Origin of the sequence: Streptomyces sp. NPDC059373 (assembly GCF_042751495.1) — a bacterium.
Classification (GTDB): Bacteria; Actinomycetota; Actinomycetes; order Streptomycetales; family Streptomycetaceae; genus Actinacidiphila.
On the sequence record NZ_JBHYXC010000004.1, the window covers coordinates 199,184 to 211,734 of the forward strand.

The following is a 12,551-nucleotide window of genomic DNA, read 5'->3' on the forward strand; positions in this document are numbered from 1 at the left end:
TGACCCGCTGTTGGCGCGAGCCACCGCCGGTGGCCGGTCTGACGGCCGGAACGGTGAATTCAGGACGCCGGCAGGACGTGGGGGCCGCGAGGGGTCCGACGGCACCGGTCTGCCGGCCCGTCCACCGCGGGGTGCGCGAGGGACGGCGTGCGGGCATCGGCGCTTGGGCCTCGGGGATCATCGCGCGGGTCCCCTGACACCGTCCCGGTGAGGATCGTACGGCCGGACTCCGTCAGCTCGGCGACAGTGCGTCTCTCGCGGCCGCTCTCCGGAATGTGCGAGGTGATGGTCGCCACCGGCTCGCCATGGTTGAGCTTCAGGCCCCCGGGCCCGGCGGGCCCGGCCACGTCCGCGGCGACATGGACGAGCAGGCGCTCCTGCTCGCGGGGGGTCTCATCGGCGTGCACCTTGGCGGTCGCCGTACTTCTCGGCCAGTCCGCGATAGCGCCAGATGGCGGCTGCGGCGAACCAGGAGGTGGCGAAGATCGCGACGACGATGTAGCCGAGCATCTCGAAGTGGTCCGCCAGAGAGGCGTACGCGGCCAGGGGGCCGCCCGCTCCGGTGGCGTCGGCGATGAGGCCGGCGATGTAGACGCTGGCGATGAACGCGGCGACTGCCACGGTCATGCCGGTGGTGGCGATGTTGTAGTAGAGCCTTCGGGCGGGGCTGCGGTAGGCCCAGGAGTAGGCGCGTGTCATCAGCATGCTGTCGGCGGTGTCGAAGGCGCTCATGCCGGCGGCGAAGAGCAGGGGAAGGGAGAGGACGGCCAGGGTGGGAAGGCCGGAGCGGTGGGAGGCGGTGCTCGCGGAGAGGGCGAGCAGGGTGACTTCGCTGGCGGTTTCCAGGCCCAGGCCGAAGAGGATGCCGATCGGGTACATGTGCCAGGACGAGCGGATGAGTCCGCGGGTGCGGTGGCCGAGGATGCGGTTCATCAGGCCTCGGTTGACGAGTTGCCGTTCGAGTTCTTGTTGGTCCAGCCGACCTTCGGTCATGCGTCGCCACAGAGTGACGATGCCGGTCAGCACCATGACGTTGAGTACGGCGACGAGCAGGAGGAACAGCATGGCGACGATCTGGGAGACCAGGCCGCCGATGTGACGGAAGCCGTTGATGCCCGTTCCGGCGCCTGCGGCGAGCGCGACGATGAAGGCGATGACGAGGACCACGGTGGAGTGGCCCATGGCAAAGAAGAAGCCGACGCCGAGCGGTCTGCGTCCGCGTTGCATCATCAGCCGGGTGGTGTCGTCGATGGCTGCGATGTGGTCGGCGTCGAAGGCATGCCGCATTCCGAGGGTGTAGGCGAGAGTCCCGGCTCCAGCGAAGGCTCCGGCGCCGGCCGGGCCGTTGGCGTAGAAGAGGTACAGGCTCCATCCGATGACGTGCAGTGCGGCGATGACGCCGACGATGCCCGTGAGGCGCAGCCGTTCGGCGCTGGTCCATCGGCCGACGGTCATGGTCGTAGTGGTCACACACACATCCTTGGCAGGGCAGCATCGCGCGGTGCTGGCGTCGGCAGCATGAGGGTGGGGGCCGCATCCGCAGGGTTGGGGGAAGCGCCCTGCGGATGCGGCCGGTGGACGGGTGGGTGGGAACGCTCGTTACGCCCCGAGAAGGGCGCGCAGTTCGTCCTCGGCTACCAGGCCGTGGTCGACGAGTACGCGTTCGAGCGCGGCGAGCCAGTGGTCGTAGTACTGCCAGTTGCCCTGCTCAGGTGCCGGGGTGGTCTCCCAGTCGCCGATGGCGGCGATGAGCTGCTGCTGGAAGGCGTCCCAGGGGTAGTGCCCGAACTCCGACAGGGCGACGGCGACGCCGAACGCGCGGCGTTGCCAGTCGGCGTCGAAGGTGGGCGCGTCCATGTCCGTGATGCAGGATTCATGCAGGGGTGTGGTGGTGGCGGTTGCCTCCATAGCGGACCTTTCTGCGTGTGCGTGTGCGCGTGAGCGGGGGTGCGGATCGGGGTCAGGCGGCGGGTGCGGGCACCTCGGCAATGCCGATCATCGATTCGGTTGTGACCAGGGCGGCGAGTTCCTCCTCGCTCATGCCCTCGGTTCCGGCAGGCCTGCTCGGTACGACGAACCAGCGTGAGTGACCGCTGCTGTCCCACACCCGCAGTTCGACGGAGGGGTCCAGGTCCAGGCCGATCTCCTTCAGCACGACGCGGGGCTCGCGAGCTGCGCGGGCGCGGAAGGTCGGGTCCTTGTACCAGTACGGGGGGAGGCCGAGCACGGGCCAGGGGAAGCAGGAACACAGGGTGCAGATGACCAGGTTGTGCACTCCGGGGGCGTTGGCGACGGCCATCAGGTGCTCGCCTTCGGCGCCGTCCATGCCGACGGGGAGGTCGAGTTCGGCGACGGCTGCCGGTGTGTCCATGACGAGCCGCTCGGCGAACTCGGGGTCGGTCCACGCCCGGGCCACGATCTTGGCTCCGTTGAGGGGGGTCATGTCGGTCTCGAAGTATCCGAGTACCTTGTCGACGGTGGCGCCGGTGATGACGCCCTTCTCGATGAGCAGGGCTTCAAGTGCGCGGACGCGGGCGGCACTGCCGGCTTCGCGGTTCTGGGGGTAGCCGAACTGTACGGTCACTGCTGTTCCTCCGTCGCGGGTGCGAGGTAGGCCTGGTAGATCTCGCCGTAGAGGACGGCGCCGGGTTCGGCGAGTTCGCCCCAGATCTCGGTGGGCTCGAAGCGCACGATGTAGACGGGCATGGGCTCCCCGATGCCGTCGGGGCCGGTGGAGCAGAAGTAGGCGTAGTTGCCCTCGAAGACCCGCTCGACCGTGCCGGTGCGGCCGCGCAGGTTGCCCGGAAGCCGCGTGTGGTCGGTCGGAGGCACGTCCTTGACGGTCACCCGGTCACCGACGGCGAAGGCCGGCGACTCGGCCGGCCCCTGGCGCGGAGAGTCTCCCTCGCGCAGGTAGCGGATGACCTGATCGTCGATGCGCTTGTCCCCACCGTCGGGCAGCGCGAGCGCCGGGTCATGGAGGAACTCGGCGGCCTTCGCCTCGAGTTCCTCCTCGGAGACGTAGCCCTGGGAGACGAAGTAGCCACTGATACCGCCGAGCCACTTCTCGTAGTAGCGGAACTGGAAGTAGGCGAAGGGGTTCATCGCCTCGGCGCCCTTGCGCAGGTCCGCCCAGGTCCAGGTGGAGGAGAAGGCGGTGGGCACCTCGTCGATCGGGTACTGGGGCCCCGCGTCACCGAGGTGGGTGCTCAGGCCCATCATCGCGACGTGGATGCCGAAGATCCGCTGCTCCCAGTTCTCGACGAAGACGCGGGGCTCGTAGTCGACCGGGCCGAGGTTCTCCAGGCCGCCCAGGTGGTGCTGAAGTTTCATGACTGCCCTTCCGATATCGGCCCTGCGGCCGGCTCGGCGTCGGTGCCTTTGGCCATCGCGGCCCCCCAGTACTCCGAGGCGATGCCGAACACCGCGCCCAGGACCATGGCCAGCGCGGCGACGAGCGCCGGGTTGTTGATCGATGTGGTCGTGATGTCGTGGCGGGTAGCGCCCACGGTGCCGACGGTGGCGGCGAATCCCCACACGATGGCGGGGATCTTCGACAGCAGACCGACCTTCGATGCCTGCACCATGGCGGCGCTGCCGACGCCCACGGAAATGGCGGCGACGGCGGTGCCACCGCCCAGTGCATGGACGACCAGCAGGGTCAGGGAGGCGATCACGACGCCGGTCAGGTTCGAGGCGATCGACTTCACCATGCCGTCGGTGCCGGCTCCGAGAATGAAGAAGGAGGCCCAGGCGATGAAGATGACCCAGACCGGAACGGTCAGGATGGTTGCGGTCATCAGTGTGGCGACTCCCCCGAGTACACCGATACTGATCGACAAAGCATCTAGCTGGCGCATGGCCATACATGCTCCTCAGTGCCGCCGACGTGAAAATGTCTCGGCGGAATTCGTGCCCGAGTAAAGACAGGCAGCCATTTATCATTGATCCGCTGTGGCGCGGAAGGGGTCGGGCACCTCGATGCAGAAAGTTCGCATCAGGACCCGACGGACGGTGCCGATGTCGGCACGACCACCGATGACCTGGTGACGGATGGTGTCGGCCATGGCGCGGTGGACACCACCAGATTCAGACCAGTTTATTTCGCCGCAGTTAAGGATGGCTGAATAGATTGTGTCCTGAATTAGTGTCGGCCAGCACTGCGACCCGAACGCAAAAAGCCACCCAGACGGCCTGTCGGTGAGGCCGTGGGGCGACTGAAAAGGCAACACAAGAAATTTGCCGAGGTGAACCTCAAGCGTTTAATGGTCCGCCTTTCGGGTCGTCGGCAATAAAGCACTGTGAGTCACGGCCTACCCGCTTGCCTGCGGCGCACGATCACCGACAGCTCAGCGAGGTTCGACACCAGGTTGTTCGGGGTGCTTCTTTACGGCCATGAAATCATCCTGTCGTGTAATGGTCCGACAGGCTCCGGTGGGCTCCTGAGGCTTGCGGGATCCGCGGGCTCGGGGTCCCGGATGTTCCGGGGCGACCTGCTCGGCTTCTACGTTCGCCCCTTGCGGGATGGGGGCCAAGGGCCGCAACGGACACGCGAGCCACGATTTCGGACAAGGAACAAGGAGGTCGGCCGGCATGAGTGGGAGCAGCGCCGCCGCGGAGAGAGCCATCGAACGGACGATGGTCTTCGTGCTCTACGACAAGGTGACGCTGCAGGACGTGGCGGCGCCGCTGGAGATCTTCGCCCGGGCCAACGACTTCGGGGCCCGGTACCGGGTGCTGCTTGCCTCGCCCACGGGGCAGCCCGTCGGGACGACCGCGTTCACCCGGCTGTGTGCGGACACATCGATGGCCGATGTCCCCGACTCCATCGACACCCTCCTGGTGCCGGGCGGTGTGCCGGCCGACTTCACCTTCACCCCGGGTACGCACGACATACCCGAGGAGCTGACCCCGGACACCGTCCCGGAGGCACTTGCTTTGGTCCGTGAACTGGCGCCCCGGGCCTCCCGCATCGCCTCGGTCTGCACGGGGGCGTTCCTGCTGGCCGCTCTCGGGATGCTGGACGGGCGTCATGCGACCACCCACTGGGCACACTGCACGCAACTCGCCCGGGAGTACCCCCGCGTCATGGTGGAGCCGGATGCCCTGTTCGTGCAGGACGGCTCCTTCATTACCGGAGCGGGAATCAGCGCCGGTACCGACATGGCCCTGGCCATCGTCGAGAACGACTACGGCACGGACGTCGCCCGCCGGGTCGCCCGGTGGATGGTCGTCTTCCTGCAACGTCCCGGCGGTCAGGCGCAGTTCAGCGTCTGGTCCGAGGCGGGCATCCCCACCACGCGAGGCCTGCGCCAGGTCCTGGACGCGGTGGTCCTCGACCCGGCCGCAGATCACTCGACCGCGGCGATGGCAACCCGCGCCGCGGTGAGCGAACGCCACCTGGCGCGGATGTTCCGGGACGAGGTGGGCAGGACGCCGGCCCGTTACGTGGAGGGGATCCGACTGGAGGCGGCCAAGCGACTGCTGGTGACCAGCGACGAAAGCCAGGAGTCCATCGCGCGGCGGGTCGGCTTCGGCTCTCCGGAGACAATGCGGCGGATCTTCCGCCGCAACCTCGGAGTCTCGCCGGGCGCCTACCGCAGTCGCTTCGGCACCACCGGCATCGACCATCGGGCTCCGGAGTCCGACCTCGTGGATCATGGTCGGACGGGTCAATCCGGCACCAGAGCCTGGGTCGACGGGCAGGACGCCGCCACGAGCCAAGCCAATGCGTTGTCAGGTCCTTCATGAAAAGGATGAGCGCAGATACGCAAGGGCCGTCGACGCTTGCGGGTTGCTTGGACGTCGGATTCGGGACGCTGGCAGGACGCAAGGAATCGGAAGCGACCGGTGTGCGGTCTCTCAGGCACAGGTCTGCCACCGCAGCCGGCGACGGCGAGGGCGAAACTGCCCGTAGCTCGCTGTTGGAGCACTGAGGCGTAGCACAGCACGGTGTGTACAGGGCGGACGCGCGGATGCGGCCGCTGTCGTCAGTGGCGGATCAGGCCCGTACGCCTGACGGCCGCCAGCAGGGGGTGTGCGTATGACGAAGCCCCCCACCCTGCACACCATCAACGCCACCCGCCTGACCGGCGAGGAGAACCTGTGCGGCACCCTTACCCCGGCCGCCTCGCCGACCTCACCGTCTGGGAGCGGGACCCCGCCCACTGACCCGACGAGACCCTGCGCGATCTCAACCCCACCCACACCTGCGTCGGCGGTCTCCTGGTCACACCCACCGGCACGCGGTAGGAGGGAGGGTTCAATCAGTCCACTTTGTCGTGACTGGCCCTGTCCTGGCCGTGCGGGCACCCGTTGGGATGGACGTGCTTCCACCGACGGGTGGGACGCGCAGAATCAGCTGCAGCCGCTACTGAAAGGTTCTCGATGACGATGCCGCGCGCACGCTCGTTCGTGCAGGTCGATGTGTTTTTCACGAGCCCCTATTCCGGCAATCCGGTCGCGGTCGTTCTGGACGGGACGGACCTGAGCGATGAGGAGATGCAGAGCCTGGCGCGTTGGACGAATCTGTCCGAGACCACGTTCGTGCTGCCCGCCACTGTCCCGGAGGCGGACTACCGGCTGCGGATCTTCACTCCGCAGGGTGAGTTGCCGTTCGCCGGGCACCCCACCCTCGGTTCCGCGCGCGCCTGGCTGGACGGTGGCGGCAGGCCGCAGCACGCCGACCGCATCGTGCAGGAGTGCGCCGCCGGCCTGGTCACCGTGCGCCGTGGCGAGGACACTCTGTCCTTTGCCGCCCCGCCTCGTGTGCGTGAGGGCGCGCTCGACGACGATTATCTGCATCGGATCGTGGCCGCATTCGGCATCACGCGTGACCGAGTCGTGGCCCACCAGTGGGTCGACAACGGTCCCGGCTGGGCCGTGGTCCAACTGCCCACCGCCGAGGAGGTCCTCGCCCTCGAACCCGACCTCTCCCTCATCCCGGACGCGATGGTCGGCGCGATCGGGGCCTACCCCCACGGGTCCCCGCACCGCTTCGAGATGCGCACCTTCGCCCCTGGCGTCGGCGTGCCCGAGGACCCCGCGTGCGGCAGCATGAACGCCGCTGTCGGTCAGTGGCTCACCTCCACCGGCGCCGCGCCCTCCTCCTACCGGGTCTCCCAGGGCACGAGAGTGGGACGGGCCGCAAGCATCGAGATCACCGCCGATACGGACGGCACCGTCTGGGTCAGCGGCGCCGCCACCGTCTGCATCCGCGGCACCATCATTCTCTGACCGCCCCACCGGGGTCCGGACGGGACCGTCATGTGGTGTCAGCGGAGAGCGTCTTCATGGTGACGTAGCTGGTCACCGTCGCCACGCCGGGCAGGGTGGCCAACTGGTTGGCGTGGAAGTCCTCATAGGCGGGCAGGTCGGCCACCTCGACCTGGAGCAGATAGTCGAAGTTGCCGGTGATGTGGTGGCAGGCGACCACCTCGGGCAGCCGGGTGACCCCACGCTCGAACGCGACCACGTCCGCGCGGGTGTGCCGCATCAGCCGGACACCCGCGAACACCCGCAGACTGCGGCCGACCGCGGCGGGATCGATCAGCGCCCGGTAACCGCGGATGACCCCGGCTTCCTCCAGCTGACGCACGCGCCGCAGGCAGGGTGACGGCGACAGCCCGACCCGGGCGGCGAGCTCGCTGTTGCTGATGCGACCGTGCTGTTCGAGCACGGCCAGAATCGACCGATCTACCTCATCCATGGCGGCAGATTATTGCTCCCAGGGCTTGTCTACCACAATCGTGCGCCTGCTCTGAGCGCAATTTGCTGCCAACGTTGCTGAGATCCGGTCACATCGGAGCGCCGGTCGGCCACGCTTCATGGAGTCACACCGACGGTCCACGGAAGGGCAGCCATGCCGGGCAAGAGCACCATCACCGTTCACGCCGATCGCGAAGTCCATCCCAGCCGTGCCGTGGCACCGCCCATCTACCAGACGGCGGCGTTCTGGGCCGAGGACGGGGAGACGTTCGCGCAGGGCGCCGTCGCCCCGCGGGGCAAGGACTTCTACACCCGCTTCGGCAACCCGAACCATGCACAGGTCGCGGCCGTCGTCGCCGAACTGGAGGGCACCGAGGCGGCCATGGTCACCGCGTCCGGGATGGCCGTGCTCACCACGGCCGTGCTGGCCCTGGTGTCCGCCGGTGACCACGTCATCGGGCAGAAGTCCACCTACGGGGGCACGGCGTCGGTGCTGCTGAACCTGCTGCCGCGCCTCGGAGTGTCGACCACCCTGGTGGACCAGACCGACCCGGAGGCGTTCGCGAAGGCACTGACCCCGCAGACCCGCCTGATCCTGGTGGAATCCCCGAGCAATCCGCTGCTGCAGATCACCGACCTGCGCGCCGTCGCGGACCTGGCCCGCGCGCACAACGTGCTGACCATGGCGGACAACACCTTCGCCACTCCACTGAACCAGCGACCGGCGGACTTCGGCATCGATCTGGTCTGGCACAGCGCGACCAAGTACCTCAACGGCCATTCGGACGTCTCCGCCGGAGTGCTCGCCGGGCCGGCGAAGATCCTGGACCGAATCTGGGACGTCGGCCTGCTCACCGGTGCCACGCTCGGCCCGATCGACGCGTGGCTGCTGCTGCGCGGCATGCGCACCCTGCCGTTGCGTGTGCCCCGGCACAACGCCAACGGCCAGGCGCTCGCGGAGGCGCTGAACGACCATCCAGCCGTGAGTCGGGTGCACTATCCCGGCCTGGCGACCCACCCGCAGCACAAGCTGGCGGCTAGCCAGATGAGCGGTTTCGGCGGGGTGCTCGGCATCGAGTTCGCCGGTGGTTTCGAGATGGCCGACGCCTTCCTCGGCCGGCTGCGCTACCCCCGCCGGTCGGCCAGCCTCGGCGGCGTGGAATCGCTGGCGGTGCATCCGGCGTCCATGTGGCGCGGGATGCTCAGCGAGGAACAGATCGCGGAATCGGTTCCGCTGAGCCTGGTCCGGCTGGCCGCGGGCACGGAGGACACGGCCGACCTGGTCGCCGACGCGCTCGCCGCGGCCGACGCGGTGCTCGCCGAAGCGGCGACCGCCTGAGCGACCGTTTGCGCTGCAGCGGCGACGCCGTTGCACGCCTGCCGAGACTTCAGGCGCCCCGCCCTCATCGTGGCCGAGGCCACGACTGCGTCAGGACGGCGTGAGCACCCTCGACAGCGTGCACCGCACCGTGGGCGACGGCCACACGTCGGCGCGCACGGTGCACCACAACGCTCCGACACAACCGGCCCCCAAAGGTCCAGGCGCGGCCGCGAGCAGAGCCGCGGTGGCCGCCACAACATGATCTTGAACAATCCGAAAGCGTCTGTGAAGGAGTTCATCCGATGAAGATCCTGCTCACTGGCGGCACCGTGGTCAGCATGGACCCGGCTGTCGGCGATCTCGACCGCGGCGACGTGCTGATCGAGGACGGCGTGATCGTCGAGGTGGCCGAGCGCGTCGACGCGCCGGACGCCGAGGTGATCGACGCGACCGACCGGATCGTCATGCCCGGCTTCGTCGACAACCACCGCCACACCTGGCAGACCGCGTTCCGAGGCGTCGGCGCGGACTGGACGTTCCCCGAGTGGGCGGTGGCCATGCACGGCACGGTCAAACCCCACTACCAGCCCGAGGACGTCTATGCGGGCACCCTGCTCGGCCGCCTGGAGGCCCTGCACTCCGGCGTGACCACGATGCTGGACTGGTACCACGTCGCGCAGAGCCACGAGCACGAGGACGCCGCCGTCGCCGCGCTGCGGGACGCGCCGGGACGGTCGATCTTCTGCCTCGGCGCCGGATGGGGCACCCCCGACCCCGTCGACGCCGAGATCCGCCGCGTCCGCTCCGACATGGCCGGGGACGGCCTGGTCACCATGGCGCTGGGGCTGCGCGGGCCCGAGGGCACCAGCATGGACACCGTCGCCCGGGAGCTGAAGCTGGCGGCCGAACTCGGCCTGCGCACCAGCCTGCATGTCGACGCCGGCGGGACGCGACGCCCGGTCGCCGATTTGCGCGAGCACGGTCTGCTGCGGGACACCACCACGTTCGTGCACGCCAACGGGATCAGCGACGAAGAGCTGCGGATGCTCGCCGACGCGGGCAGCTCGGTGTCGATCAGCCCGGACGTCGAGCTGAAGATGGGGTTCGGATCGCCGGTGACCGGCCGGGCGTTGGCCGCCGGCCTGCGCCCGACGCTGTCCATCGACGACGTCCCGTCGGTCGGCGGCGACATGTTCTCCACGATGCGTACCGCCTTCGCCGTGCAGCGCGGCCTGGACGGCGGCCTGCGCTCCCGGGACCTACTGGAGTTCGCCACCGTCGATGCCGCCCAGTCGTGCGGGCTCGACGCCCGAACGGGCAGCATCACGCCCGGCAAGGACGCCGACGTCATCCTTCTGCGCGCCGACGACCTGACCGTGTTCCCGGTCACCGACCCGGTCGCCACCATCGTGAGCGCCGGCCATCCCGGCCTGGTGGACACCGTCCTCGTCGCCGGCCGCGTGGTCAAACGCGACGGCGTGCTGGTGGGCGTGGACTTGGCGGCGCTGAGGACCCGACTGGTCGAATCACGCAACCGGATCGCGGCGGCCGCCGGCATTCCGCTCGACGGCACATGGCGCCCACAGCCGAAATCGGAGTGACCGCGCTCGAGGGCTGCACACCGCACGTCGCGTGCATCACCGCAGACGTCGCACGTCGGGTACTCGGACGGGCCGCGCCGTGCCAGGTGACCGCGCCTCACCCCCACGAAAGCCGCACAGCCCGGTTTACGCAGGCGTGCCGGCAGCCAAGCTCGGCGGGTGATGCGCGGCCGGTAGCGCCGGGCATCACCCGCCGGGGAACGACTCAGTGCTTGTTGACCGCCGAGGCCCAGTCGAAGTTCACGCCCATGTCGGAGTACATCTTCGAGTACCCGACGTAGCAGTTGAACTTCTCGACCTTGCCATTGTGCAGGTACCAGAAGTCGGCAGTCGGCGCGTCGACCTTCGCGCCGGTCGGCTTGACGGTGCCCGCCGGTGACTGCAGCGGCCCCTCGAACGTGCCCTGGATGGACAGCTCGATGCTGATCACGTCGCCGTTCACGGTGATGCGCTTGAGGTCACGGTGAACATCGGGGAAGAGGTTGGCCATGTAGGGCAGAACGTCACCAAGCGCCTTTCCCCGATAGGCCTGGCCGGCGACCTCGTCGTTGAAGACGCCGTCCTTGGCGAAGCTGTTGACGAACGTGTTGACGTCCAGGCTCTTGCCCTCCGCCACGTGGTAGTCGCGCAGGACGACTGCGAGATTCTCCCTCTCATGCTTGGTCAGGTGGCGGTTCGTGAGCGGCAGCTTCGACAGGTCGCCAGGAGTCAGGTCCGGGTGGACCGCCGCACTGCTGACGACGGGGCTTGCGGCCTGTGTCGGCGCAGCGGCGATGGAAAGACCACCCAGGACCGCTATCGCGGCCGCGGCGGTGATCGTCTTCCGGCTAAGCACCTTCATGTCGTGTTCCTCCAGGTTCGTTCTCAGGATCTGAGATCCGTCGCAACGGTCTCTCGCACGCACTAAGTAAATCAAATGCTCGCTTGAGTTTATGAAGGGCTGTGCAAGCTGTCAATCGGCTGTTTGAATTGTGTGGTCGCGCAGCCTCGGAGGCATGTGCCCGCGCGGCCGTGTCGCGGCCGAGCGTGGTGCTGATTCGCGCGTACTCGGCGCGCACGTGGGCGGCCTCCGCCTCCTCGCGGGCCTTGGCGCCGGTGCCGCGCTTGGCGTCGAGCTCGCGTTGGGATCGGATCCGATCGAGTTCAGCCTCGATCCGAGAGGCGATTGTTTGACAATGAACTCAAGCAGCTGCTTGAGTTCATGTTGTGATACAGGCGAAAAAGACGGACCTGCGCCGAGAGGCTGGTCAGCGCACTCGGGACGGCCTGCAGACGGCCGCCCTGGAGTTGCTCGCGCAACGAGGCCAGGAGGGCGTGACACTCCGCGAGATCACAGATCGCGCCGGAGCCAACGTCGCCGCCGTGAGTTACCACTTCGGGTCGCTGAAGGCGCTGTGCGACTCGGCGATCGAGCACGCGTTGGAACGGTATCTGGACGCGCAGATCCTGGCACTCGATTCCCTTGGCTCCACTTCGACACTCCAGGAGGTGGCAGCAGCCTTCGCCCGGCCGATGGTGCGCGCACTGGCGGCCGGTGGACAAGACCTGGCCGTGATGCGGACTGTGGCGCGCGTCGGCATCGATCCGCCCCAGGGGTGGGAGCGGCTGGCCGGCAAGTTCGACCAGAGTCGCCGGGAGGCCCTCCGGGTGCTGACACCGAACCTCCCCGGAGTCGACGAGCAGGAACTGATCTTCCGTACGCGATGCGCAGCCGGCCTGCTGAACTGGCTCGCACTGGCACCCATCGGCGCCGAGCTGGCCGCCATGTCCGCCGAGCAGATCGAGCGGCAGCTGGTCCCCGTGGTGGCTGGGGCGTTCCGCGGGGACGCCGCCGTCGGCCGCTGACCAGACCTGGCTGTCGAGTGGCACCTTGAAGAAACGCCGGTGGCCCGGCTCGTGGTTGCCTTCCTCGACGTATGCCG

General features: G+C 68.3%; 14 protein-coding genes. 5 read left to right on the forward strand and 9 right to left on the reverse strand.

The annotated features are described in order from the left end of the window. Positions 1 to 59: 59 nt before the first annotated feature. The 7 genes from ACFXJ5_RS11085 to ACFXJ5_RS11115 all read right to left on the reverse strand — a co-directional run bounded on the left by ACFXJ5_RS11085 (position 60) and on the right by ACFXJ5_RS11115 (position 4,067). On the reverse strand, positions 60 to 407 hold the full coding sequence (locus ACFXJ5_RS11085) for an urease subunit gamma (RefSeq protein WP_384629939.1): 348 nt from the start codon (positions 405 to 407) through the stop codon (positions 60 to 62). Then, positions 394 to 1,470, reverse strand: a complete 1,077-nt coding sequence (locus ACFXJ5_RS11090; protein WP_384629941.1) for a HoxN/HupN/NixA family nickel/cobalt transporter — start codon at positions 1,468 to 1,470, stop codon at positions 394 to 396. Before ACFXJ5_RS11090 ends, ACFXJ5_RS11085 begins: the two co-directional genes overlap by 14 nt. A gap of 129 nt (positions 1,471 to 1,599) precedes the next feature. Further along, on the reverse strand, positions 1,600 to 1,908 hold the full coding sequence (locus ACFXJ5_RS11095) for a nitrile hydratase accessory protein (protein WP_384629943.1): 309 nt from the start codon (positions 1,906 to 1,908) through the stop codon (positions 1,600 to 1,602). 52 nt (positions 1,909 to 1,960) lie between these two features. Next, complete coding sequence (nthA, locus tag ACFXJ5_RS11100; protein ID WP_384629945.1) at positions 1,961 to 2,584, reverse strand: nitrile hydratase subunit alpha; 624 nt, start codon at positions 2,582 to 2,584, stop codon at positions 1,961 to 1,963. Next, positions 2,581 to 3,333: a nitrile hydratase subunit beta gene (gene nthB / locus ACFXJ5_RS11105; RefSeq protein WP_384629947.1), complete on the reverse strand. Its 753-nt coding sequence runs from the start codon at positions 3,331 to 3,333 to the stop codon at positions 2,581 to 2,583. Before nthB ends, nthA begins: the two co-directional genes overlap by 4 nt. Next, positions 3,330 to 3,866, reverse strand: a complete 537-nt coding sequence (locus ACFXJ5_RS11110; RefSeq protein ID WP_384629949.1) for a DUF1097 domain-containing protein — start codon at positions 3,864 to 3,866, stop codon at positions 3,330 to 3,332. The genes nthB and ACFXJ5_RS11110 overlap by 4 nt, the downstream gene beginning before the upstream one ends. A 75-nt stretch (positions 3,867 to 3,941) precedes the next feature. Further along, positions 3,942 to 4,067, reverse strand: a complete 126-nt coding sequence (locus ACFXJ5_RS11115; protein WP_384629951.1) for a hypothetical protein — start codon at positions 4,065 to 4,067, stop codon at positions 3,942 to 3,944. Between the two features lie 526 nt (positions 4,068 to 4,593). Here ACFXJ5_RS11115 and ACFXJ5_RS11120 point away from each other — a divergent pair. Further along, positions 4,594 to 5,751 carry a GlxA family transcriptional regulator gene (locus tag ACFXJ5_RS11120; RefSeq protein WP_384629953.1) on the forward strand — a complete coding sequence of 386 codons (1,158 nt, stop codon included), beginning with the start codon at positions 4,594 to 4,596 and terminating at the stop codon, positions 5,749 to 5,751. A 642-nt stretch (positions 5,752 to 6,393) separates the two neighbouring features. After that, a complete protein-coding gene (locus tag ACFXJ5_RS11125; protein ID WP_384629955.1) occupies positions 6,394 to 7,236 on the forward strand; it encodes a PhzF family phenazine biosynthesis protein in 843 nt (280 codons plus the stop codon). 28 nt (positions 7,237 to 7,264) lie between these two features. On the opposite strand, the gene ACFXJ5_RS11130 is transcribed toward ACFXJ5_RS11125, so the two are convergent. Next, on the reverse strand, positions 7,265 to 7,708 hold the full coding sequence (locus ACFXJ5_RS11130) for an Lrp/AsnC family transcriptional regulator (RefSeq protein WP_384629956.1): 444 nt from the start codon (positions 7,706 to 7,708) through the stop codon (positions 7,265 to 7,267). Positions 7,709 to 7,861: 153 nt separating this feature from the next. Here ACFXJ5_RS11130 and ACFXJ5_RS11135 point away from each other — a divergent pair, with 153 nt between their 5' ends. Both ACFXJ5_RS11135 and ACFXJ5_RS11140 read left to right on the forward strand, forming a co-directional pair. Beyond that, positions 7,862 to 9,046, forward strand: a complete 1,185-nt coding sequence (locus ACFXJ5_RS11135) for a trans-sulfuration enzyme family protein (protein WP_384629958.1) — start codon at positions 7,862 to 7,864, stop codon at positions 9,044 to 9,046. Positions 9,047 to 9,330: 284 nt separating this feature from the next. Continuing rightward, positions 9,331 to 10,629, forward strand: a complete 1,299-nt coding sequence (locus ACFXJ5_RS11140; protein WP_384629960.1) for an amidohydrolase family protein — start codon at positions 9,331 to 9,333, stop codon at positions 10,627 to 10,629. A gap of 205 nt (positions 10,630 to 10,834) precedes the next feature. Here the strand turns inward: ACFXJ5_RS11140 and ACFXJ5_RS11145 are convergent, their stop codons facing one another. Continuing rightward, positions 10,835 to 11,470 (reverse strand): nuclear transport factor 2 family protein, encoded by a 636-nt coding sequence (locus ACFXJ5_RS11145; RefSeq protein ID WP_384629962.1) that lies wholly within the window; start codon positions 11,468 to 11,470, stop codon positions 10,835 to 10,837. A gap of 365 nt (positions 11,471 to 11,835) precedes the next feature. Here ACFXJ5_RS11145 and ACFXJ5_RS11150 point away from each other — a divergent pair, with 365 nt between their 5' ends. After that, a complete protein-coding gene (locus ACFXJ5_RS11150) occupies positions 11,836 to 12,474 on the forward strand; it encodes a TetR/AcrR family transcriptional regulator (protein ID WP_384629964.1) in 639 nt (212 codons plus the stop codon). The last annotated feature ends 77 nt before the right edge of the window (positions 12,475 to 12,551 follow it).